The 22,017-nt window shown below is 73.5% G+C and carries 21 protein-coding genes; 9 read left to right on the top strand and 12 right to left on the bottom strand.

The window, feature by feature from the left end:
* Positions 1 to 101: 101 nt before the first annotated feature.
* Positions 102 to 1,190 carry a glycosyltransferase family 9 protein gene (locus FS532_RS02255; protein WP_144749934.1) on the top strand — a complete coding sequence of 363 codons (1,089 nt, stop codon included), beginning with the start codon at positions 102 to 104 and terminating at the stop codon, positions 1,188 to 1,190.
* Positions 1,191 to 1,281: 91 nt separating this feature from the next.
* Here the strand turns inward: FS532_RS02255 and FS532_RS02250 are convergent, their stop codons facing one another.
* Genes FS532_RS02250 through FS532_RS02220 form a run of 7 tightly spaced genes read right to left on the bottom strand, consistent with a single transcriptional unit; the run spans position 1,282 to position 8,089 of the window.
* Positions 1,282 to 1,986 (bottom strand): SDR family oxidoreductase, encoded by a 705-nt coding sequence (locus FS532_RS02250; RefSeq protein WP_144749932.1) that lies wholly within the window; start codon positions 1,984 to 1,986, stop codon positions 1,282 to 1,284.
* A gap of 45 nt (positions 1,987 to 2,031) precedes the next feature.
* A complete protein-coding gene (locus FS532_RS02245) occupies positions 2,032 to 3,450 on the bottom strand; it encodes a PfkB family carbohydrate kinase (protein WP_144749930.1) in 1,419 nt (472 codons plus the stop codon).
* Entirely contained in the window at positions 3,447 to 4,070 is a 624-nt protein-coding gene (locus FS532_RS02240; RefSeq protein WP_144749928.1) for a D-sedoheptulose-7-phosphate isomerase, read from the bottom strand. Before FS532_RS02240 ends, FS532_RS02245 begins: the two co-directional genes overlap by 4 nt.
* Positions 4,067 to 5,398: a glycosyltransferase gene (locus FS532_RS02235; protein WP_144749926.1), complete on the bottom strand. Its 1,332-nt coding sequence runs from the start codon at positions 5,396 to 5,398 to the stop codon at positions 4,067 to 4,069. The genes FS532_RS02240 and FS532_RS02235 overlap by 4 nt, the downstream gene beginning before the upstream one ends.
* On the bottom strand, positions 5,395 to 6,396 hold the full coding sequence (locus tag FS532_RS02230) for a glycosyltransferase (RefSeq protein WP_144749923.1): 1,002 nt from the start codon (positions 6,394 to 6,396) through the stop codon (positions 5,395 to 5,397). Before FS532_RS02230 ends, FS532_RS02235 begins: the two co-directional genes overlap by 4 nt.
* 50 nt (positions 6,397 to 6,446) lie before the next feature.
* Entirely contained in the window at positions 6,447 to 7,541 is a 1,095-nt protein-coding gene (locus FS532_RS02225; protein ID WP_144749921.1) for a glycosyltransferase family 9 protein, read from the bottom strand.
* Complete coding sequence (locus FS532_RS02220) at positions 7,538 to 8,089, bottom strand: D-glycero-alpha-D-manno-heptose-1,7-bisphosphate 7-phosphatase (RefSeq protein WP_144749919.1); 552 nt, start codon at positions 8,087 to 8,089, stop codon at positions 7,538 to 7,540. The genes FS532_RS02225 and FS532_RS02220 overlap by 4 nt, the downstream gene beginning before the upstream one ends.
* A 100-nt stretch (positions 8,090 to 8,189) precedes the next feature.
* Between FS532_RS02220 and FS532_RS02215 the strand changes: the two genes are divergently transcribed.
* The 3 genes from FS532_RS02215 (at position 8,190) to FS532_RS02205 (ending at position 10,731) form a co-directional block, all read left to right on the top strand.
* Positions 8,190 to 9,179: a glycosyltransferase family 9 protein gene (locus FS532_RS02215; protein ID WP_144749917.1), complete on the top strand. Its 990-nt coding sequence runs from the start codon at positions 8,190 to 8,192 to the stop codon at positions 9,177 to 9,179.
* Between the two features lie 50 nt (positions 9,180 to 9,229).
* The gene (locus tag FS532_RS02210; RefSeq protein ID WP_144749915.1) at positions 9,230 to 9,586 is read left to right on the top strand and encodes a PRC-barrel domain-containing protein; all 357 of its coding nucleotides are present in this window, start codon (positions 9,230 to 9,232) and stop codon (positions 9,584 to 9,586) included.
* Between the two features lie 143 nt (positions 9,587 to 9,729).
* Entirely contained in the window at positions 9,730 to 10,731 is a 1,002-nt protein-coding gene (locus tag FS532_RS02205; RefSeq protein WP_144749913.1) for an SGNH/GDSL hydrolase family protein, read from the top strand.
* Positions 10,732 to 10,781: 50 nt separating this feature from the next.
* On the opposite strand, the gene FS532_RS02200 is transcribed toward FS532_RS02205, so the two are convergent.
* Positions 10,782 to 11,624: a universal stress protein gene (locus FS532_RS02200; protein ID WP_144749911.1), complete on the bottom strand. Its 843-nt coding sequence runs from the start codon at positions 11,622 to 11,624 to the stop codon at positions 10,782 to 10,784.
* A gap of 271 nt (positions 11,625 to 11,895) precedes the next feature.
* Here FS532_RS02200 and FS532_RS02195 point away from each other — a divergent pair, with 271 nt between their 5' ends.
* Positions 11,896 to 12,357 carry an NUDIX domain-containing protein gene (locus FS532_RS02195; protein ID WP_144749909.1) on the top strand — a complete coding sequence of 154 codons (462 nt, stop codon included), beginning with the start codon at positions 11,896 to 11,898 and terminating at the stop codon, positions 12,355 to 12,357.
* Positions 12,358 to 12,486: 129 nt separating this feature from the next.
* Positions 12,487 to 14,517 carry a carboxypeptidase-like regulatory domain-containing protein gene (locus FS532_RS02190; RefSeq protein ID WP_144749907.1) on the top strand — a complete coding sequence of 677 codons (2,031 nt, stop codon included), beginning with the start codon at positions 12,487 to 12,489 and terminating at the stop codon, positions 14,515 to 14,517.
* A 392-nt stretch (positions 14,518 to 14,909) separates the two neighbouring features.
* On the opposite strand, the gene FS532_RS02185 is transcribed toward FS532_RS02190, so the two are convergent.
* Both FS532_RS02185 and FS532_RS02180 read right to left on the bottom strand, forming a co-directional pair.
* The gene (locus FS532_RS02185; RefSeq protein WP_186321871.1) at positions 14,910 to 16,286 is read right to left on the bottom strand and encodes an MFS transporter; all 1,377 of its coding nucleotides are present in this window, start codon (positions 16,284 to 16,286) and stop codon (positions 14,910 to 14,912) included.
* Between the two features lie 233 nt (positions 16,287 to 16,519).
* The gene (locus FS532_RS02180) at positions 16,520 to 17,383 is read right to left on the bottom strand and encodes a hypothetical protein (protein ID WP_144749903.1); all 864 of its coding nucleotides are present in this window, start codon (positions 17,381 to 17,383) and stop codon (positions 16,520 to 16,522) included.
* A gap of 62 nt (positions 17,384 to 17,445) precedes the next feature.
* Here FS532_RS02180 and FS532_RS02175 point away from each other — a divergent pair, with 62 nt between their 5' ends.
* On the top strand, positions 17,446 to 17,649 hold the full coding sequence (locus FS532_RS02175; protein ID WP_144749901.1) for a hypothetical protein: 204 nt from the start codon (positions 17,446 to 17,448) through the stop codon (positions 17,647 to 17,649).
* On the opposite strand, the gene FS532_RS02170 is transcribed toward FS532_RS02175, so the two are convergent.
* Positions 17,646 to 18,383, bottom strand: a complete 738-nt coding sequence (locus FS532_RS02170) for a YidC/Oxa1 family membrane protein insertase (protein WP_144749899.1) — start codon at positions 18,381 to 18,383, stop codon at positions 17,646 to 17,648. The two genes, FS532_RS02175 and FS532_RS02170, sit on opposite strands and share 4 nt — an antisense overlap.
* Positions 18,384 to 18,442: 59 nt before the next feature.
* A complete protein-coding gene (locus FS532_RS02165; RefSeq protein WP_260852520.1) occupies positions 18,443 to 18,727 on the bottom strand; it encodes a DUF6412 domain-containing protein in 285 nt (94 codons plus the stop codon).
* A gap of 67 nt (positions 18,728 to 18,794) precedes the next feature.
* On the opposite strand from FS532_RS02165, the gene ybaK reads away from it, so the two are divergent.
* Together ybaK and FS532_RS02155 are read left to right on the top strand one after the other, a co-directional pair.
* Positions 18,795 to 19,280 (top strand): Cys-tRNA(Pro) deacylase, encoded by a 486-nt coding sequence (gene ybaK, locus FS532_RS02160; protein ID WP_144749897.1) that lies wholly within the window; start codon positions 18,795 to 18,797, stop codon positions 19,278 to 19,280.
* A gap of 95 nt (positions 19,281 to 19,375) precedes the next feature.
* A complete protein-coding gene (locus tag FS532_RS02155; RefSeq protein WP_144749895.1) occupies positions 19,376 to 21,988 on the top strand; it encodes an ATP-dependent Clp protease ATP-binding subunit in 2,613 nt (870 codons plus the stop codon).
* The last annotated feature ends 29 nt before the right edge of the window (positions 21,989 to 22,017 follow it).

Below are 22,017 nucleotides of genomic sequence, written 5' to 3'. Positions count from 1 at the left end.
GCTTCTCGTCGGACCCTGGGTGCGGACTCGACATCGCGCTTCTCGTCCATCCGGGTCCGGGGCTGGGCACGTCGGCGGTCCGGGGCCGGTAGACGGGGAGGGTGCAACTGATCGGCAACGGTGGAGAACGCTTCGACGACGTCCGCGAGATCGCGGTGCTGCGAGGCGGAGGGCTCGGCGACCTGCTCTTCGCTGTGCCCGCCCTCGAGGCCCTCGCCGCGGCCTATCCCGAGGCGCGGATCACACTCCTCGGCACACCGACGGCGCCCGCCGTCCTGGCCGGACGGTCGGACGCCGTGCACGCGTTCGAGGAGCTCCCGGTAGCGCCGGGTGTCCGCGACTCCGGACCGGACGCACCGAGCCGGGAGGACTTCGAGGCGCGCTTGACGGGTCGCTTCGACCTCGCGGTGCAGCTCCACGGGGGTGGCCGGAACTCGAACCCGTTCCTGCTCCGCCTCGGTGCCCGCCACACCGTCGGTACCGCGACCGAGGACGCCGAGGTCCTCGAACGATGGGTCCGCTACGTCTACTACCAGCACGAGGTCGTCCGGGCGCTCGAGGTGGTCTCGCTCGCCGGCGCGACGCCCGTCACCCTGGACCCCCGCGTGCACGTCACCGAGGACGAACGCACCGCCGTGCGTGAGCGGCTCGGCGTGCGGGGCCGCCTGGTCGTGATCCACCCGGGTGCGACGGACCCACGTCGTCGCTGGAGCCCGGACCGGTTCGCCGCAGTCGCCCGCGCCCGGCTCGACGCCGGCGACCACGTGGTCCTCGTCGGGGACGCCACGGACGTCCCGGCTGCCTCGGCCATCCGGGGCGCGCTGCCCGCGGACACTGCGGACCGGGTCCACGACCTGTCCGGCTCGCTCCCACTCGCCGACCTGCCTGCGGTGCTCGCGGCCGCGGACGTGATGGTCGGCGACGACTCCGGCCCCCGGCACCTGGCCGTGGCGGTGGGGACGCCGACCGTCGGCGTCTTCTGGTTCGGCAACGTGGTCAACGCCGGTCCGTTCGACCGCGGCCGGCACCGCGTGCACCTGTCGTTCGTGACGCGCTGCCCGGTCTGCGGGGTCGACGTCACGCAGGTCGGCTGGACGGCCGAGCGCTGCGCGCACGATCCGTCGTACGTCGACGAGGTCCGGCCGGAAGCGGTCCTGGCCGACGTCGCGGACCTGTTCGCCACCACCTGACGGACGGGAGGCGCGGTGCCGCCCCGCCCCGCGCCTCCCGTCCGCCGCCTGCCAACGCGACAGATCCCCGCGAACGTTCCGCGGCCCGGCCCTACGGCCAGCTCGGCTCGGTCGCCGGCATGATCGACAGCTCTCGGATCTCGCAGCCCACCGGCTGCGACAGCGCGAACACGATCGCGTTCGCGACGTACTCCGGCTCGATGAGCTGGGCGTCCGGGCCCGGCTTGTACTGCTCGGTGCGGTCGGCGAAGAAGTTCGTCCGCATGCCCGCCGGGATGACGTTCGTGACGCCGATGCGTCCCCCGGTCTCGGCAGCGAGGGCCTGGGAGAACCCGCGAACGCCGAACTTCGACGCCGAGTAGGCCGTCCCGTCCCCGACGCCACGCAGAGCGAGCGATGACGAGATCGTCACGACGCGTCCGTGCGTCGCCTCGAGCGCGGGGAGTGCCGCACGGACGACGGCCGCCGTACCGAGCAGGTTGACCGCCACGATGCGTTCCCAGTCCCCGGACGAGATCCCGCCGATCGGGGCGGGCTTGTCGATGCCGGCCGCGGTCACGACGGCGTCGAGCCCACCGTGCCGTTCGGACGCCTCGCGGACGGCTCGCTCGGTCGCCTCGGTGTCGGTGACGTCGACCTCGACGGCGTCGACGCCCTCCGGCACCGCGTCGACGCGCAGGTCGAGGACGATGGGGGTACCACCGGCCTCGGTGACGGCCGCTGCGACCGCGGCTCCGAGTCCGGAGGCGCCACCGGTGACGAGGACACGGCCGATCGGGGTTGTGGGGACGGGCATGGACTTCCTTCCGTAGGGGGTGGGTGGTGTGCGAGCTCGGTGGTGTCAGCCGACTGCCGCGAGCGCCGCCGCGAGACGTGTGGTGGACCGACCCGGGTGGAACGGCACCGTGACGACCCGGCCGCCCCACTCGGCGAGCGTCCGCGCCTCGGGCAGTTCGCTCGCTTTGTAGTCGCCGCCCTTCGCCCAGACGTCCGGGCGGAAGCGCCGGAGTGCCTCGTCCGGGGTCTGCTCGTCGAACACGACGACGGCGTCGACGCAGTCGAGTGCGAGCAGGAGCTCGACGCGGTCCTCCTGGCCGATGACGGGACGGTCCGGGCCCTTCAACGCGCGGACCGAGTCGTCCGAGTTGAGGCAGACGACCAGGCAGTCGCCGAGCGCCCGCGCGGCGGAGAGCGTCCGGGCGTGCCCGGCGTGCAGCAGGTCGAAGCACCCGCCGGTCGCGACGACGGTGCCGCCGGCGCTCCGGACCTCGTGCACGACGCGCATCGCGTCCCGGTCGATTCCGGGGACCGCGACCGGTGCGGGACCGTCGTCGGCGAACAGGCCGGTGACGCCGCCGGCGGCGAGGTACTCGGACGCTGCGGCGACCCCGTCCGCGACGGCTCCGGCGACGTCCGAGCCGGCGGCGAGCGCGACCGCGACACCGGCGGCGAGTCGGTCGCCGGCGCCGCAGGGATCGCCCGCCGTGACGGACGGAGCGCGGACGAACCGGTTGCCGTCCGTGGCGCTCGCCACGAGGGCACCTCGGTCCCCGAGCGTCACGGCGACCGCTCCGACGCCCCAGGTCTCGACGAGGCGTTCGGCCGCTGCCGTGGCGAAGGGGACCCCGTCGACGACGTCGACGACGTCACCGACGAACCGTCGCGCCTCGGCGGCGTTCGGCGTCGCGACCGTGGTGCCGGGGACGGGGGCTGCGCCCTTCGGGTGCGGGTCCCAGACGAGGGGGATGCGCTCGGCGGCGCGTGCGAGGGCGGACCGCATCGCGGGGGCGGCCGCGACTCCGCGGCCGTAGTCCGCGACCACGATCGCGTCGACGCCGTCGAGGACGGCGGTCATGTCGTCGCCGACGGCGGGGACCGGCGGGGTGCCGCAGTTCTCGTCGATGCGGACGAGGGCGTGGTCGGCGACGCGGACGCGGGTCTTCGCCGGGGTCGGCGCGCCGGACGGCCCGGCGACGATCGTGACGTCAGGGAGGAGGTCGCGGATCTCGGTGGCTCGGGCATCGTCGCCGAGCACGGTGACGAGGACGACGTCGTGGCCATCCCGGGCGAGCATGGTGGCGACGAGTCCGGCGCCGCCCGCTCGGCGGTCGTCGGTGCGGACGTCGACGACCGGGACCGGCGCGTCCGGGCTGAGGCGTTCGCTCGTCCCGGACACGTCGACGTCGAGGAGCGTGTCGCCGACGACGGCGATGCGGAACGACGGATCAGTCGTCGTCGGCCGCCCCGACGGCGCGCTCATCGGCGATCGCCCCGGCGCAGTGCGGGCTCCATCGCCCGGCAGAGCGCGTGCACGAGCACGAGCTGCGCCTCCTGCACGTTCGCCGGCGGGCCGTCGATGCAGATCGCGTCGTCGACCAGGTCGGCGAGCGGGTTCGGCCGGGGACCGGTCATCGCGATCGCCCGAGCCCCGACGGCGCGGGCGGCCTCGGCGGCGCGGAGCAGGTTCGGGCTCTTGCCGCTCGTGCTGAGCAGCACGACGACGTCACCGGCGCGGGCGTGGGCCGACACCTGACGCGCGAACACCTCGTCGTAGCCGTAGTCGTTCCCGATCGCCGTGACCGCGGAGGACTCGGCGTGCAGCGAGATCGCCGAGTACGCCGGGCGGTCCCCGTCGAACCGACCGGTCAGCTCGGAGGTGAGGTGCTGGGCTTCGGCCGCCGATCCGCCGTTGCCGGCGGCCAGCAGCCGCCGGCCGGCGACGAGTCGTCCGGAGATGTCGTCGGCCCAGTCGCCGATGTGGTCCTTGTGGTCGACGAGGGACGCGACCACCGGAACGGAGGCCGCGACGTGGTCGAGCACGATCCGCGCACTCGCGGTGGTCGGTCCGTCCACCGTCCCGGTTCGCTGGTCGATGGTCATCGGGCGGTCCTCTCCGTCGAGTGCGCGGGACGGACGGCCCGTCCGGCGCGGGTGCTGGTGGGGCGGGGTGTCGCGGACGGCGCACCGGTCGCGGCTCTCCCGGCGACGAGGCGGACGTAGACGCGCTCACTGTCGGCGGCGACCTTCTGCCAGGTGTACCGGGTCTCGGCACGCTCCCGACCGGCGCGTCCGAACTCCTCGCGTCGTCCGGGATCGTCGAGCAGGCCGGCGACGGCGACCGCGACCGCCGCTTCGTCACGCGGCGGCACGTGCAGACCGGTGGCGTCCCCGACGACCGTGTCGATGAGGCCGCCGACCCTCGACGCGACGACGGGGCGTCCGCACGCCATGGCCTCGAGCGGCACGATGCCGAACGGTTCGTACCAGGGCGCGCACACCACGACGTCGGCGCTGCGGTACACCGCGGGCATGTCGTGCTGTCCGAGCTGCCCCCGGAAGGTCACGTGGTCGCGGACCCCGAGCGACCGGGCGAGGGCGTCCAACCGTTGGTACTCGGGGTCGTCGGCGAGGTCGGCCCCGGCGACCCCGGCACCGCCGACGACGACGAGCTCGACGTCGCGGCCCTCCGCCACCAGCGCGGCGAGGGCAGCGATCGTCGTACCCACGCCCTTCCGGCGGACGAGGCGGGAGGCGGTGAGGATGCGAGCGGCACGGCCGCGGACCTCGACGGGTCGCCCGTCACCGGCGGGCCGGAACAGGGAGACGTCCACACCGCAGGGGACGACCGAGATGCGGTGCAGCGGTACGCCGAGCGCCTTGAGCTCGAACGCCTCGTCCGAGCACGTCGCCACCACCTGGTCGACGCTCCGCCCCACGGCGGGCTCGACCCACTCGCGCTCGGCGGGGCTGGTGTCGGCGGCTCCCTGGTGCCGGCGCTTCACGACGCCCAGCGCGTGGAAGGTCTGCACGACGGGGATGCGCACGCCGCCGGTCCGGGCCTGCACCTGGTCGACCGCCTCGAGCGCGGCGTGACCGGACATCCAGAAGTGGGCGTGCACGATGTCGGGACGCTCGACGAACCACGCTGCGGCGAGCACCGACGCGAACGTGCCCATGGAGGGGAACAGCTCGTCCTTCGGCACCGTCCGAGCCGGTCCCGCGGCGACGTGCACGACCTCGACGCCGGGCCGGAGCGCCACCCGCACGGGCGTGGTGGCGTCGTCCCGGCGGGTGTAGACGGTGACCTGGTGGCCCCGGTCGGCCAACGCGCCGGAGAGCTCCGCGACGTGCACGTTCTGCCCGCCGGCGTCCACACCACCGAGCACCGCGAGCGGGCTCGCGTGTTCGGAGACCATCGCGATCTTCATCGCGCACTCCCTTCCACGGCGACCGCAGCCGCACGGTTCCGTCGGACACCACGGGACACGGCGTCGTCGAGGAGGACGTCCCAGTCGGCGGTGAAGCGTCCGAGCGCGTGCCGCGCCAGCACGGCCTCGCGGGCGACGGCGCCGCGTCGTCGGGCCTCCTCCGGGTCGGCGAGCAGCGTCCTGGAGGCGCGGACCAGCTCCTCGACGTCGGTCGCGATCGCGCCGGCCCCGGCCGGTACCGTCCGCGCCGCGTCCGTCGTGGCGAGCACGAGGACGGGCATCGCCATGTGCATCGCCTCGAGGAGCGAGAGGCCGAGCGACGTCCACCGGTTCGGGTGCACGTACGCCCGCCGCTCCGCGAGGGCGCTGTGCATCGGGTCCGCCGCGACGTCCCCGCGGGCGACGACGCGGTCGCCGAAGCCGAGTACCGGCAGGCGCTCGGTCCCCATGCCCCAGACGTCGACGGGCGCGACCGCCGCGAACCGCGGGAGCAGATCGGTGCCGACGACGCGGTGGCGGCGGACCGGCTCGTTGATGACGACGCCCAGGCGCTCCAGCGTGCCGCGGTAGCGCGGACCTGGGTCGACGACGCCGTGCTCGACGACGGTGGTCCTCGTCGTGCCGCAGTCCCACATCAGCGCGTTCCAGTGCGTCACGTGCGCGATCGTCAGGTCGTCCCGGTCCCGGAGCGGGTGCAGGCTGTTCGGCACGTCCACGCGCGGTGCGTTGTGCTCGACGAACACCATCGGCACCGGCCGGCCGCCGAGCAGACGCCGTGCGGCCTCGACCTCCTCCGGGCGCTGCAGGACCACGACGTCGACCTCGGCGGCGACGACGTCGGCCGGGTCGACCTCGACCGCGGAGGACGGCCAGGAGCGTCCGCCCCGGCCGAGGCCCCACGCGTCGCGCTGCGGCGTGGTCGGGATGAGGTACTCGTGCGGGCCGCGGACGAACGCGTCCATCCAGCCACCGTGCACGTGCCAGACGAGGATCCGCATGCAGGCCCTTTCGAGTTCGACGGGAGGAGAAGCAGGAGCAGTGGCGGACGCTACGCAGCGCCTTCTGGGGTGCCCCGCAGGCTTCTCCGGACCATCCGCGAAGCGCGGTCCAGCAGCCGTTCGTGCGCTTCCAGGACGTCATCGATGCGCACCGTGGACAGGCACGGGTGACCCGCGACGGGGCACTCACGGGCACGGCTCAGGCGGCACGGGGCGTCCTGGTCGCCGAGCAGTTCGACGAGCGGTCCCTCCGGTGCCCACTTCACCGCGGGCACGACGGGGGAGAACAGACTGACGATCGGCGCCCCCACCGCCGCGGCGAGGTGCGCCGGCCCGGTGTTGCCCACCACGACGACCTCGGCCCCGGCGAGCACCGCGGCGAGTTCCGCGGGGGAGGTCCGCCCGCCGAGGTCGATCGCGGTGTCCCCGGCGACGGCCGCCGTGCGTGCACGTTCACCGGGGGAACCCGTGACCACGACGGGGACGCCGCGGGCTGCGTAGGCCGCGACCAGCGCACGGTGGTGCGACTCGGGCCACTCCCGGGCCGGGACGCTCGCGCCCGGGTGGACGACCACGTACCGGTCCAGCCCGGCCACGGGCGGCGGCGCGCCGACGTCGAGGCGCACCCCGAGCCTCCCGGCATCACCCGGCGGCGGGCGGAACCCGGCCGCCGCGGCGATGCGCAGTGCGCGCTCCCGTTCCGGCACGTCCTCGGGGAGGTCCTCGCCCGGTCGCAGGCGCACGTCGAGCAGCGACCCGGGGTGGTCGACGCTCGCGCCGGACACGCGCTGGACACCGGCCAACCGGAGCAGCAGCGCGACGGGCAGGGGCGACTGGTGGAACGAGGTGAAGACGACGGCCTCGTCCGGGGCCTCCTCGGCGACGATCGCGCGGAACTCGGCGAGCAGGTCGTCGTCGATCGGTCGTGCGGTCTCGGTGACCCACGGCGCGGCCCACACCCGGACCCGGTCGACGCCGGGCAGGAGGTCGGCAGCCGGCGCACCCTGCGGGCCGCAGAGCATCGTGACGTGCGAGGCCCCGGCCGCGATCGCCCGCACCGCCGGGCCGGTCACCAGGGCGTCGCCGAACGAGTCCAGCCGCACGGCCAGGACCCGCGGCCGGGCGCCGGGCTCCGGGCCGCTCACGACCGCACCGCTTCGGCGTGCGCAAGGGCCGACTCCACGGCCTCGTCGAGGGTCGCCGCGACGGTCGGCGCAGCGTCGACCTCCGCCTGCCGGGTCCGCGGCGTCGGCACGAGCACGGCCTGCGCGCCCGCTGCCAGGGCGGCCCCGACGTCGGCACCGATGTCCCCGATCACGACCAGCTCCTCCGGTGCCAGCCCGAGTCGCTCCGCGGCGTCGAGCACCATTCCGGGCCGGGGCTTCCGGCACGCGCACCCGTCTTCGGCGTCGTGCGGGCACACGCACCACGTGTCGAACGGTCCGACGAGTTCGTCGACCCGGGCGTTGGTCGCGTCGACCTGCTCGCGGGTCGCCATGCCCTTCGCGATCACGGACTGGTTCGTCACCACCCCCAGCAGCAGTCCGGCCGCCCGGGCACGCTCCACCGCCCGGTGCGCACCGGGCACGGGCACGACCAGGTGCGGATCGGCGTTGTAGGGGACGTCGACGACGAGCGTGTCGTCCCGATCGAAGAGGAGACCGCGAACCACACGGTCCGGAGTGAGAGCCATGTTCTCCGAGTACCTGTGGGGAGCCGGGGGCGGCCTCAGGAACAGCCACGGAACGCGATCCCGGGTCCTCGCGCAGCGCTCCGTCACTAAGGTCGGCGCCGTGACCGCCGCCGACACCCTGCCCCCGTCCGACGGGCGCCCCGAGCTGCTCGTGCTCCGCGCCATCAAGCTCGGCGACCTGCTCGTCGCCGTCCCGGCACTGCGCGCGCTCCGGCGTGCCTTCCCGGAGCACCGGATCACGCTCGCGACGACTGCCTGGCTCGCCCCGGTCGTCGAGCTCGTACCCGCGGTCGACGTCCACCTGGCCCAGCACGGGCTCGACCACCCGATCAGCGCCCCGGCTGGCGCAGTCGACGTCGCGGTGAACCTGCACGGCGCCGGCCCGGAGTCGTCCGACCTCGTCGCGGCGCTCGGCGCACGGCGGGTGATCGGGCACGCGGACCCCACCAACGGCTTCGAGGGTCCGGCGTGGCCGGACGGCGTCCACGAACGGGAGCGCTGGACGCGCCTGCTCACCTGGCACGGCGTCACCGCCGACCCGGACGACGTCGCCATCGCCCGCCCGGTCGCGCCCCCTGTCGTCGCGGACGCCGCGGTCGTGCACGTCGGCGCCTTCCACGGCGCCCGGCACTGGCCGACGGACCGCTTCGCCGCCGTGGTGCGCGGGTTGCTGGATCGCGGGTTCGACGTGGTCCTGACGGGAGGCGCGGACGACGTCGGGCGCGCGGCCGCCGTCGCAGGGGCGTCCGGGCTGGCGCCGGAGGCGATCCTGGCCGGCGTCCTGGGTCTGCAGGAGTTCGCGGGCGTCATCGCCGCTGCGCGGGTCGTCGTCACCGTCGACACCGGTGCCGCCCACCTCGCCTCGGCGTACGGGATCCCCTCGGTCGTGGTCTTCGGTCCGGTGCCGCCCGAAGCGTGGGGTCCGCCGGCCGCCGGCCGCCACCTGGTGCTGACCGACGCATCCGTCCGTCGCGGTGACGTGTTCGCCGAGGACCCCGACCCGGCACTGCTCGCGGTCGGACCGGGCGACGTGCTCGAGGCGGTCGACGCCCTGGGCGTGGCCGTGACCGACGCACGGACCGCCCGGTAGCGTCGGAGGCGAGCGGCCCGGACGCACCGGGCGCTCACGAGGAGGCGCACGTGTTCGAAGCCGCGAACATCCGGGACTGGATCGGCCTGCCGGTCGTCGACGAGACCGACGACAAGGTGGGCACGCTCGAGAGCATCTACTACGACACCGCGACGTCGGAGCCGGCGTTCGGTTCGGTCACGACCGGACTCGTCGGGTTCCAGAAGCTCCTGTTCGTCCCGCTCACCGGAGCGCTCGTGGCACCGAAGCACCTCCGCGTGGCCTTCCCGAAGAAGCTCGTGAAGGACGCTCCGACGATCCCGACCGACGGTGAGCTCGACGCCTCGCTCGAACCGGAGCTCTACCAGCACTACGGGCTCGAGTACCGCACCGGCAGCGGGGGAGAGCGCCGGCTCGGCCGTCGCTGAACGGACCCGACGCGTGCTCCCGGGCGTCGCGGACCGCGCGTCCGGGCGCACGCGTTAGCCTGGTTCGTCCGACCCGACCCTGGAGGCCGAACCTGCTCCGCTCCGCCCGCTCGACGCTGCTCGCCGCAGCGGCGACCTTCGTCGTGCTCGCCGGGTCGCTCGTCGGCAGCGGCGCAGCGGTCGCGGCACCGATGTGGCCCGTCCCCGAGCCCTGGCCGTCGGCGGCCGTGCCGGAGGAGACCCTCGCCGGCATCCCCGCCGGCAGCGAGTACGTCGCGCTCGGCGACTCGTACTCGGCCGGCTACGGGCTGTCCGACCTGACGCGTCTGCCGACGAGTGCGTGCGGCCAGTCGGCGCAGGACTACCCCCACCGCATCGCGGCTCGCTTCGGGCTGGCGCTGCAGGACGTCACCTGCGGTGGGGCGACGAGTGCGGACATCACCAGCGGGTTCCAGTTCAAGGGCGTCCCGCCGCAGGTCCGGTCGTTGTCGGCGCAGACCCGCCTCGTCACGCTGACGATCGGTGGCAACGACGCCGACCTGTTCGGCACCGCGGCGTCGTGCCTCGCGATCTCGTCCAAGGGACCGGTCTTCTCGGGACGGGACGCCCCGTCGTGCCGGAGCACCCTCGTGTCCGACGGGGTCGACCAGCTCGGCGCGAAGATCCAGTCCCGCGTCGCCCTGGGCATCGCCGGGACGCTCGCCGCGGTGAAGGCGGCGGCACCGAACGCCGTGATCGTGTTCCTCGGCTACCCGGCGATCTTCCCGGACGCCGACCACACCCCGAAGGGCGGCTGCTTCCGGTCGGCCCTGGACCTCGGCACCCTGACCGGGTCGTTCCCGACGAACTCGTACCCGTTCACGAACACCGACGTCCGGTACCTCCACGGGGTCCAGGAGGAACTCAACGAGGTGTCGAAGACCGCCGCCCGCGCGGCCGGCGTCCGGTTCGTCGACGTCTTCTCGAGCACGCAGGCCCACTCCGCCTGTGCGATGAAGCAGCCGTACGTGTCCGGGGTGTCCCTCGACGGCACGGCGAACCTGCGACGGATCGACCTGCAGCCGGGCGCCCTACACCCGAACATGCGCGGGGTCGCGTACCTGACGAAGCGGGTCGCAGCGGCGACACGCGACCTCGCCGGCTGACCGACCCGGCCGACGACCCGACCGACGCGGCCGACATCGGCTGACGCGCGTCAGGCGCTGACGCCGACCGCCTCCGTGTGCGCTGCCGGCGGCACCACGCAGACCGGCGACACCGTCTCCCGCAGGACGTCGTGGAGCACCGACCCCGACAGCGCCCTCACGTGCCCCAGCCCGAGCACGACGAGACACGCCCGGCGGGTGTGCGCGGCGATGGCGTGCCCCGGGTGCCCCTCGACGAGCAGCGGGTGGAAGCGGACGTCCGGGTACCGCCGGGTGAGCTCGGTCGTCACGCGCTGCAGGAGTTCGGCGTTCCGGGTGCGCCACCGCATCGGGTCCTCGGCGAAGTCGGTCAGCCCGGTGCGGGTGAGCACCGGCATCTCCCACGCCCGCAGCAGTGTCACGCGGCGGTGCCGGCGGTGGGCCTCGTCGACGGCGATCACCACGGCGCGCTCGTCCAACGGTTCCTCGACGGCCAGGACGACGTCGCCGTCGATCGGGTGCGATCCGTCGGGTACGACGACGGTCGGCACTGCTGCACGCTCGGCGACGCGTGCGGGGTCTCCGCCGGCGGTCGAACCCCGCCGGCTCCGGAACGTCCCGATCACGAGCAGATCCCCGTCGTCGGACTCCTCCACGAGCACTGCGGCGAACGGGCCCGCGTGGCGCCGGATCTCGACCTGCACGTCCGGGAGGCCCGCGCGCGCGGCATCCGCGACGGCCTCGGCCACGCGCTTGCCCGCCGGTCCGACGCGGGCTTCGAGCGCTGGGTCCACCCCGATCACCCGGATGCGCTCGATGCCGGTGCCCGCCCGCGCGGTGATCCAGTGCAGGGCTTCCTCGTGCGGCTTCGCCGCGTCCGCGGCCAGCGTGACCGTCGTCCACCGTTCGTCCATCCCGATCGACCTCCTCGTCCGGGGTCCTCCGGGGGCGTCGCATGGCGCTCCTTGCGGTGGAAACTACTCCTGCTGCGTCCTTCCGGACGCGTTCTCGACAGAGCCGGACCGCGTGCGCCCCGCGCCCGTCCCGACCAGGCGACGGACTGGAGGCGCGGGTCGGCGCCGCCACGCGCCTCCAGTCCGGCGGCCCGCCGGGTCGACACCCCGCCCAGCCTCGTCGACGCGTCCCCGCGTTCCGTCGCACGTGTTCCGCACTACGCTCGCCGACATGGTGCTCAGTGCGGGACTCCTGCTCTACCGGATCGGCGACCCGGGGCTGCAGGTGTGGATCGCGCACATGGGCGGGCCCTTCTGGCTCCGTCGACCTCGGGCGTGGTCGATCCCGAAGGGGCTCGTCGAGGGGAGCGAGGACGTGCTCGAGACCGCACGTCGGGAGTTCGCGGAGGAGATCGGTGTCCCCGCCCCCTCCGGCACGCCGATCGACCTCGGGGAACACCGGCAGGCGTCGGGGAAGCGGGTGCGGGTGTTCGCGGTCGAGGCTCCGGCATTCGACGTCACCGAGGTCCACTCGAACACCGTGCGGCTGGAACTCCCGCGTGGCTCCGGCCGGTTCGTCGAGGTGCCCGAGGTCGACGAGGCCCGGTGGGTGTCGATCGACGCTGCGCGGACCATGGTCGTCGCGGGGCAGGTCGCAGCGCTCGATCGATTGGCAGCGCTGGTGGTGCCGTGACGAGTGTCTGCTCCTGTTGCCGGAGTGGCAGGAGTCACGAACGCGTCTCGGTCTGGACGGAGTTCGCGGTCCCTGGCTAGCCTGAACGAGCGCCGTGGCAGTTCGGCGCACGAAGCAGGGGAGTTCCACATGCGGCGTTGGCGTGCGGTCACAGCAGGGCTGACCGGGATCGTGCTCGGAGCAGGTCTGGCGATCGGCGGCGCGACGAGCGCTTCCGCAGCGCCGGCCGGGCACTGGGGCACGTTCACACTGAGCGGGTCGAGCAAGAACTACACGGGCACGATGACGTTGCCCGGGTTCCCGGACACGACCTTCACCTCGACCTCCCGGCAGTCCACCGTGATCAGCGGGGCATCGACGTGGCAGGGGCCCTCGACCGGCCCCGGTGCCGCGTACGGTTCCAGCCGGGGCAACACCTACATCAACCAGCGTCCCAACGCGGACTCGCCGAACGCGGCGGCTGCGTCGACCACGACCTACACGTTCGACGGTGCGACGCCGGGCAACAGCAGCTGGTCGTTCGTCCTCGGTGACATCGACGCCGACCAGGCGACGATCTCCGCGACGGTGCAGGGCGGCGCTCCGGCGACGGCGGCGCAGCTCGGCTTCCAGAGCGGGTACAACTCGTGCTCCGCGGTCTCCGCCGGCGGATGGTCCTGCCCGGCCGACCCGGGCGGTGTCCCGGCCGGCAAGGACGTCCCGACCTGGGACGCCGCGACGCGCACCCTGACCGGGAACGCCGCCGCGAACGACACCTCCGGTGCCACCGCCTGGTTCACGCCGACGGTGCCGCTCACCACGCTGACGATCACCTACCAGCAGCGCAGCGGCTTCCCCGTGTACCAGACCTGGTTCGCGAACCGGACGGCCGCGATCACCGGCACCGCAACGCTCGACGGCACCCCGATCCCCGGGGCCACCGTGACGGTCACCGCCCCGCGCGGGACGCAGTACACGACGACCACCGGGGCCGACGGGACGTACTCGTTCCCGGAGCTCCCGGTGATCGGCGGCTACACGGTCGACATCACGCCGCCGCCGAACGCGGAAGGCACCGCCTCGAAGACGACGTCGCTCAACACCACGCCGGGTGGTGCCGACCAGGTCGTCGACTTCGCGTTCGAGGCACCCGCTGACACCGTCTCGGTGATCGGCACGGTGACCGACGAGAACGGCAACCCGGCGTCCAACGTCCCCGTCGTCATCATCGACCCGGACGACGGCACGACGCTCGTCGACACCACGACGAACACCGACGGCGTGTACACGGGTTCGGACCTGCCTGCCGACACCGACCTCGGGGTCTCGGTCGGCGGCGCCGACCCCGAGCCGATCCGCACCGGTGACGCCGACGCACCGCCGGCCCAGGTCCCCGCGATCGAGGCGCCACCCGCGGTCATCGCGACCGTCACCGGAGTGGTGTCGCTCGACGGGACCCCGGTCGCCGCCGGGCGGGTGGTCGAGCTCCTCGAAGGCACCACCGTCGTCGGGTCGACCACGACGGACGCGAACGGTCGCTACACGTTCGCCACGTCTGCCGGGACGTACACGGTCCGCACCACCGTCCCGACGCCGGGTGCCACCGGTGCCACGGAGAACACCGGCGTGAGGGCCACGGCGGGCTCGAGCATCGAGTCCGACCTGGCGTTCGCGACGCCGGCAGCGCCAGCGGTGGTCACCACGGACCAGCCCGGCACCGTGACGGACACGAACGGCGACCCGGTCGCGGGCGTCGACGTCGTGGCCACCCCGACCGACCCGGAGGCCGGCGCACCGGTCAGCACCACGACGGGCGCCGACGGCACGTTCGACCTCACAGGGCTCGCTCCCACGACGGAGTACACGGTCGAGGTCGACGGCGCCGAACCGCAGACCATCACCACGCCCGAGAACGGTTCGGCCACGCCGCTGGCGATCACGGTCCCGGCCGCGGTGGTCACCCCGACGCCGACGCCCTCGCCCTCGGCTCCCGCCGGTGGGTCGGGCACCACGCCGGTGTCGTCGGACGGCGGCTCGAGCACGGGCGGTGCGCTCGCGTACACCGGTGCGGACGTCACGCCCGGGATCATCGCGGCAGGCGTGCTCGTGCTCCTCGGCGCCGGGCTGCTGACGTTCCGTGCCGTGCGGAACCGTCGTCGGACCTCGCACCGGCAGGACTGACCCGGACACACGGAAGGGGCGGGACCGGCGCTGCCGATCCCGCCCCTCCGGCGTGTGCGGGGCGGAGGGTGGGGGAGGCGGCGGGCGGCGGGCGGTGCCGAGGTCGCACGTTCTGTCGCCCGACGTCGCTCCGCGCGGCACTTCGTGCGACCTCGATGACACGCGCGCGGCATGTCGTGCGACCTCGATGACACGCGCGCGGCATGTCGTGCGACCTCAGCCAGCCCGCCGGGACCTGACGGGCCCGGCGCGTCCCGGGCCTCGAGGTCGCACGTTCTGTCGCCCGAGACCGCCCCGCGCGGCACTTCGTGCGACCTCGATGGCACGCGCGCGGCATGTCGTGCGACCTCGGCCGGCGCGATCGGCCAGCCGGACCGCCCGCCCGGCCGGGCTCAGCGGCGCCGACGCGTCGGCACGGACCCCGTCGACACGGCGCCCGGTACGACCGAGACCGACCCCGTCAGGGTCTGGATCGCCCGGCTCACGACGGGCACCGAGGTGGTGACGACCGCGAGCGACGAGGTGATGGCCTCGATCGACGAGGTCGACAGGTGCTCCTGCACGTTCGAGTGCACCGGGAAGCCACGACGGGCCGCGATCACGACACCGAGTGAACCGACCAGCACCGCAGCGCCCGCGAACGGCATGAACTGCAGCCCGACGACGCTCAGGGCCTGGCCGCCGATCGCCGCGCCGCCCGCGATCCCGATGTTCGACGCGCCGTTGACGAGCGCACCGGCGATGTCGGGGGAGACGCCTCCGGTCCGGATCGCCGCCGCCATGAAGAGCGTGCCCGTGGTGCCGTTGGCCGCCATCCAGACGCCCGCGACGACCATGGTGCCGAGCAGCGACCCGTGCACGAACGGCAGGACGGCGAACGCGGCCGCCATCACGGCGACGGAGACGATCAGGGTCTGCCGGGGTGCCCGGTCGACGAACATGCCGGCGAGCCAGAGGCCGACGACCCCGGTGCCGCCGAGCACGAGCAGCGCGCCGCTCACCATGCCGGCGTCGAGTCCGGCATCGATCGCGTACGGGCCGATGTACGTGTAGACGATGTAGTGCCCGGCGAAGAGCAGCAGATCGGCGATCACGACGGAGAGCAGACCGGTGCGGGCCCAGGCCTTCGGGGACCCGATGTGCGGCGACGCGGCACCGCTCACGCTCGGCAGGAAGAGCAGCGCGACGACGGCGAGGGCGGCGGCCGCGACGGCGACGGCCCCGACGGCGGGACGCCATCCGATGGACTGCGCGACCCAGGTGGCGATCGGCACGCCGAGGACGAACCCGAGCGAGCTGCCGGAGTAGACGAACGCGATCGCACGGCCGGCGAGTCGCGGCGGGACGATCCGGGTGGCGTACGCGGAGGCCACCGAGAAGAAGAGCGCGTGGGCGATGCCGCCGACGACCCGCCCGGCGCAAACGACGGCGAACGAGGGCGCGAGCGCGATCATCACGTTCGACACGGTGTAGCCGATGAGCGTCGCGACGAGCACGGTCTTGCGGGGGAGCCGGGCGGTGAGCGACGTCAGGGGGAGCGCCAGGAGCGCGACGGCCGCGGCGTACACCGTGACGACGATGCCCATGGTCGACTCGGAGACCCCGAGGTCGGCGCTCATGGTCCCGAGCAGCCCGACGGGCATGAGCTCGGTGGTGATCGCGAAGAACGTGGCGAGACCGAGCACGGCGATGCCGACGATCGACCCGCTCGTGACGGTGATCGGCCGCGTGTTCGTCACGGCCGGGTTCGTGGTGGTGTTGGTGGACACGCTGCTGACCTCCTCCGGGGCACGGCGGAGCACGCGTCGGTGTCGATGGATCGACGACAGCAGATGCGCACTCGCTGGTGGTGTGGATGTGGATGTGTTCGGGTACGACTCCACGGCGAGTGCGTCCATCCAGTGTTGCACGCTGCACGGAAGCAGCGCGAGAGCCTTCGCCGAGAATCTCCTAGGAGCGCTCCAACGCAGGCGCCACGCAGCCATTCCCGATCCGGGGAAGATCAGTTCTCGTTCGTCACCGTGCCCTGCACACCGCCGCCGCGCAGCGTCAGCGTCAGCGTCCCGCTCATCGACTGTGCGGACAGCGACACGGAGCCGTGCAGCGCCTCGGTCCGGGGGTAGCAGGCGGACGTCGACTCGAGTCGGTTCGCCGTCGCGACGAGGCAGATGGTCGAACGGTCCGTCCCGACGCCGGCCCACACGCTCCACGGCGTGTCGAACGAGCCGCCGTCCAACGCCCGGTTCGTGAAGATCAGCCGGGTGGTGCGCAGGCTCACCGGCGCCTCGACCGGGCCGGGCAGCTGGTCGGCGTAGGTCTGCGGGGCGTCGAGCAGGTCCTCGAGGGTGATCGTCCCGGCGCTGGGCGTGACGCTCGGTGCAGCGGGTGTCTGCTCGCGCGACGTCCCGACCGCGGTCCCGGCCGCGAACGCCACGCCGATCGCCGCGGCTGCGCCGAGCGCGATCCACACGCGGGGCCGGGTGGTCCACAGGAACCGTCCGACCCGCGTCCGCCAAGGGGCGGTGTCGGCCTGGAGGCGCGGATCACCTCCGTCGTGCTCCGGCACGTCCGGCAGGTGGTCGGTTCCGGAACCGTCTGCCGCAGCAGGCGGCGCCGTCGCAGGTGGCCGGACGGACCCGCCGGGGTCGACCGCGGCAGTGGGGGCCGACCACGTCGGGACCGGTGGCAGCGGGGTGACGGGTGTCGTGCCTCCAGGCCGGTGGTGCGCTACCGCAGGACGTCGATGCCCGTGGGCCAGCTGCTGCAGCGCTCCACGCGCCCGCAGGGCGTCGGCCTCCGGCACACCGGCACCCCACGCGAGCGCCTCGAGCCGTGCTCGTTCCGCTGCCACGTCGTCGTCGGCCATGCCTCATCGTCCCACCGGCGCTGCGTGCGTGCTCGCCCAGTTCGGGGGCGTAGACGGGTGCGATGACCGACACGCACGAACCCGATCCCGAGACCCTCGAACCGCTGAGCCACGACGCGCAGTCCGGCGAGGCCGACTACGTCGCGACGAGTCCCGGCGGGAGCGGGACCGAACGCCACGTCCCCACCGCCGACGAGGAGCAGGGACGCGGCACCGAGTACGACCCCGTCGACCAGGGCCCGCAGCAGGAGGGCCAGGGCGGCTAAGCGAGCACGCGGCGCAGCACGGCACGCTCCCCGTACGTCCACGCCGCACTCGTGAGGACGTAGAGGGCCGCGGCGAGGGGTGCGATCGCGGCGAACACCACGGTGACGAACGGGGCGTACCGCCCGATCGCCGCCGTGGCCGCTGCGCCGGGCACCGCTGCGTCCGGCACGGCGGCCGGGTTCCAGCGCAGGTTCGCGCGGCGGGTCAGTTCGACCACGATCGCGAGGACGGCGAGCAGGAGCACGATCACCCACGCGTGCGCCCAGAGCGGGGACGACACGACGACGACGAGCGAGTGGCCGAGCGGGACGCCGGCCAGGGTCGCCGAGAGCAGCGTGTTCGTCACCCCGCCGATCGAGGCGTGCGTGAACAGGGCGTAGACGAGCGACAGCACCGGGGCCTGGGCGAGCACCGGCAGGCAGCCGGCGAGCGGCGACACCCGCTCGTTCGTGTAGAGCTCCTGCATCGCGCGTTGCAACTGCTCGCGGTCCTTCGCGTACCGCTTCCGCAGGCCTGCGAGCTGCGGCGCGAGCCGTCGGCGGTCCCGTTCGGCCCGGACCTGCAGGACGGCGAGCGGCACGAGCACCGCCCGGACCGCGACGGTCAGCAGGACGACGGCGATCGCGGCGGCGAGTCCGCCGGCGACGGGGGAGAGCACCGCGGTGGTCGCGGCGAGCAGGTCGGCGCCGCCGTGCAGCAGCGGCCCGACGAGGGGCAGGGTCGAGAGGTCCATGACGTTCCGATCGGTTCGGTGGGAGGGGTCGCGTGTGCGGCCCGTCCACCGGTCGGTGGTCAGGCCGGGGCGACGACTCCCGGTGCCCGGGGTCGGGCGTGCCCGTCGGCATCGGGGTGGCTCCACGCGATGCGCGTGACGAGGTCCGCCGGCGCCCGCGACGGCGTTGCCTGTCCGCCCGTGTCGAGACCGAGCACGACCGCCAGGACGTGGGCCACCAGCACGGCGACGGCCACGGCGGTCAGCCCGAGCGCCGCGACCGCCACCAGTGGCAGCGCGGTCACCGCGGGGTCGCCGAGCACGAGCGCGGCGACGCAGCGCAGGAGGAACTCGACGACGGTCATGGTCCGTTCAGGGTAACGCCCGCGCGCCGCTCGGGGGGAAGTGGCTGGTCACGGCAGGATCGTGCCCATGACCGCAGGTTCGCCGAGCACCCCAGCGACCGCCGCCCTCGAGCGGGCGGGGGTCCCGTACACGCCGCACGTGTACGAGCACCACGAGACCGCCACGAACTTCGGTGAGGAGGCAGCGGCCGCCCTCGGGCTCCGCGAGGAGCAGGTGTTCAAGACGCTGGTGGTGTCGGTGGACGGTGCCCTGGCGGTGGCGATCGTCCCGGTGGCGAACCGTCTCGACCTCAAGGCGATCGCGGCGGCCGTCGGCGGGAAGAAGGCGACCCTGGCGGACCCGGCCCTCGCCGAGAAGCGGACCGGCTACGTGGTGGGCGGCATCAGCCCGGTCGGACAGAAGACGAAGCTGCGGACCGTGGTGGACGAGTCGGCGCTGTCCTACCCGAGCATCTTCGTGTCCGGTGGCCGTCGTGGCTTCGACATCGAGGTGGCACCGGCCGACCTCGTGCGCGTCACCGAGGCCACGGCCGCGGCGATCGCGCGGGCCTGAGTCCAGTCACCTCAAGTTTTGTTGCACGCCGGGAATGACCCGGCACCTCCTGCGTTGCATTGAGTCGAAGGCACTCAAGTTCCCAGGAGGTCCCTTTGCCAGCACAGTTCGGTCCGACCAGCGGCAGCGACTCGTTCGACGAGTTCCTCGCGCGTCTGCTCGCCTCCCAGAACCCCGGCGCCCAGCGATCCGTACCGCTGGGACGCCCGGTCGACATCACGCGACTGCTCAGCCGTCGCACCCACGAACTGCTCCAGCGCACCGCCGAGTACGCCGTGGAGCAGGGCCAGCACGAGGTGGACGCCCTGCACGTCCTGCACGTGCTCGTCCGGACCGACCCGTTCACGGCGATCGTCCGGCAGGCCGGCGTCGACCCCGAACAGCTCGCCGACGAGATCGAGCAGCGCCTCCCGATGGCGCAGGAGCGGGGGGACGGTGCGGATCGACCGGCGCTCACGGGCACCGCGCAGCGCATCCTGCTCGAGGCCACCCAGGCTGCCCGCGGGTTCGGCAGCACCTACACCGACCCCGAGCACGTCTTCTTCGCGCTCGTCGTGGACCAGGACACCGTCACCGGGCAGCTGCTCGCGAGCGCCGGTGTCACCCCGCAGGTGATGCAGGAGTATGCGGCGCAGGCCTCGGCTGCCGCACGCGCGGGGCGCCCGATGCCCGGGACCGAGTCGACGACCAGCCCCGACGAGCCGGTCTCCGACACCCCGACGCTCGACCAGTTCGGCACCGACCTCACCGAGCGCGCCCGCGACGGGCGCATCGACCCGGTGATCGGCCGCGCCGACGAGATCGAGCAGACCGTCGAGATCCTGCTCCGCCGCACCAAGAACAACCCCGTCCTCATCGGCGAACCCGGCGTGGGCAAGACCGCGATCGTCGAGGGCCTCGCCCAGCGCATCGCGGACGGCGACGTGCCCGTCCTGCTGCAGGGCAAGCGGGTCGTGGCGCTCGACCTCCCCGGCATGCTCTCCGGCACCCGCTACCGCGGCGACTTCGAGGAGCGGCTCACGACCGCGATGGACGAGATCGCGGCGCACGCCGACGAGCTCATCGTGTTCGTCGACGAGCTGCACACCGTGGTCGGCGCCGGTGGGGGTGGCGAGGGCGGTTCGATGGACGCCGGCAACATCCTCAAGCCCCGGCTGGCCCGCGGCGACCTGCACCTGGTCGGAGCCACCACCCTCAACGAGTACCGACGGATCGAGAAGGACGCCGCACTCGAACGTCGCTTCCAGCCGGTCACGGTCGGGGAGCCCAGCATCGAGGACGCGGTCGCGATCCTGACCGGCCTCGCCCCGCGCTACGAGGAGCACCACGGCGTGACCTACACGCCGGAGGCCCTGCGTGCCTCGGTCGAACTGTCGCACCGCTACGTCACCGACCGGCACCTGCCGGACAAGGCCATCGACCTCGTCGACCAGGCCGGCGCACGTCGTCGGCTCGCCCTGTCGGGCGACGTCGACGTCGAGGCGCTGCGCGCGCAGGTCGCCACGCTGACCGCGTCCAAGGACGCCGCTGTGGCAGAGGAGCACTACGAGGAAGCGTCGCGCCTGCGCGACGAGATCGACGACCTGGAGGCACGGATCACCGCCGCCGGACAGGCGGACGCCGGTCGTGCCTCCAGTCCGGAGATCGTGGGCACGTCGATCACGGAAGCCGACATCGCTGCCGTCGTGTCGCGCGCCACCGGCATCCCGGCCACGCGCCTGACGCAGGGCGACCGTTCCCGGCTCGCCGTGCTCGAGGAGGAACTCCACGAGCGCGTCGTCGGCCAGGACGACGCCGTGCGCGCGATCGCCACCGCGGTGCGGCGCAGCCGGACCGGCATGGGCGACCCGCGTCGTCCGGTCGGCAGCTTCCTGTTCCTCGGCCCGACGGGCGTCGGCAAGACCGAACTCGCGAAGGCCCTCGCCGGATCCCTGTTCGGCGACGAGTCGGCGATGCTCCGCTTCGACATGAGCGAGTTCGGCGAACGCCACACCGTGTCGCGGCTGGTCGGTGCCCCTCCCGGGTACGTCGGCTACGACGAGGCCGGGCAGCTCACCGAGCGTGTCCGTCGCAACCCGTACTCGGTGATCCTGCTCGACGAGGTCGAGAAGGCCCACCCGGACGTCTTCAACCTGCTCCTGCAGGTGCTCGACGACGGCCGGTTGACCGACGGCCAGGGGCGCACGGTCGACTTCCGGAACACGGTCGTCATCATGACGTCGAACATCGGCTCGGAGTTCCTCGCGTCGCGGTCCGGCGCGCTCGGGTTCGCGCCGGTCGGAGCCGGCGACGGCGCCGACTCGTACGGTTTCGGCGAGGACGACCTGCGCGCCCGGGTGATGGGCAAGCTGCGCGAGGCGATGCGGCCGGAGTTCATCAACCGCATCGACGAGATCGTGCTGTTCCGCAAGCTCGACCGCTCGCAGCTGCACGCGATCGTGTCGCTGCTGCTCCAGGACACGGCGCTCCGGTTGCTCGCGCAGGGCATGACCCTGTCGGTCTCGGACGCCGCGGTGGACTGGCTCGCCGAGCACGGGTACGAGCCGGAGTACGGCGCCCGTCCGCTCCGTCGCCTGATCCAGCGCGAGGTCGACGACCGCATCGCGAACCTCGTCGTCGGCGAGGCCGTGACGGACGGCGACACCGTGCGGATCGACGTGGTCGACGGCGCGCTGTCGACGGTGGCAACAGACCCCGCGTCCGTCTGATCCCCTTCGAGAACGCCCCGGTGTCATGC

Origin of the sequence: Curtobacterium pusillum, from assembly GCF_007673235.1 — a bacterium.
Lineage (GTDB): Bacteria > Actinomycetota > Actinomycetes > Actinomycetales > Microbacteriaceae > Curtobacterium > Curtobacterium pusillum_C.
This window is presented reverse-complemented; position numbering and strand designations above follow the sequence as displayed.

Bases quoted from the DNA above. Each gene is read 5' to 3' on its own strand.
- FS532_RS02250 (WP_144749932.1), bottom strand. From the start codon at position 1,986: ATGCCCGTCCCCACAACCCCGATCGGCCGTGTCCTCGTCACCGGTGGC.
- FS532_RS02245 (WP_144749930.1), bottom strand. From the start codon at position 3,450: ATGAGCGCGCCGTCGGGGCGGCCGACGACGACTGATCCGTCGTTCCGC.
- FS532_RS02240 (WP_144749928.1), bottom strand. From the start codon at position 4,070: ATGACCATCGACCAGCGAACCGGGACGGTGGACGGACCGACCACCGCG.
- FS532_RS02235 (WP_144749926.1), bottom strand. From the start codon at position 5,398: ATGAAGATCGCGATGGTCTCCGAACACGCGAGCCCGCTCGCGGTGCTC.
- FS532_RS02230 (WP_144749923.1), bottom strand. From the start codon at position 6,396: ATGCGGATCCTCGTCTGGCACGTGCACGGTGGCTGGATGGACGCGTTC.
- FS532_RS02220 (WP_144749919.1), bottom strand. From the start codon at position 8,089: ATGGCTCTCACTCCGGACCGTGTGGTTCGCGGTCTCCTCTTCGATCGG.
- FS532_RS02200 (WP_144749911.1), bottom strand. From the start codon at position 11,624: ATGGACGAACGGTGGACGACGGTCACGCTGGCCGCGGACGCGGCGAAG.
- FS532_RS02195 (WP_144749909.1), top strand. From the start codon at position 11,896: ATGGTGCTCAGTGCGGGACTCCTGCTCTACCGGATCGGCGACCCGGGG.
- FS532_RS02190 (WP_144749907.1), top strand. From the start codon at position 12,487: ATGCGGCGTTGGCGTGCGGTCACAGCAGGGCTGACCGGGATCGTGCTC.
- FS532_RS02180 (WP_144749903.1), bottom strand. From the start codon at position 17,383: ATGGCCGACGACGACGTGGCAGCGGAACGAGCACGGCTCGAGGCGCTC.
- FS532_RS02175 (WP_144749901.1), top strand. From the start codon at position 17,446: ATGACCGACACGCACGAACCCGATCCCGAGACCCTCGAACCGCTGAGC.
- FS532_RS02170 (WP_144749899.1), bottom strand. From the start codon at position 18,383: ATGGACCTCTCGACCCTGCCCCTCGTCGGGCCGCTGCTGCACGGCGGC.
- FS532_RS02165 (WP_260852520.1), bottom strand. From the start codon at position 18,727: ATGACCGTCGTCGAGTTCCTCCTGCGCTGCGTCGCCGCGCTCGTGCTC.
- ybaK (WP_144749897.1), top strand. From the start codon at position 18,795: ATGACCGCAGGTTCGCCGAGCACCCCAGCGACCGCCGCCCTCGAGCGG.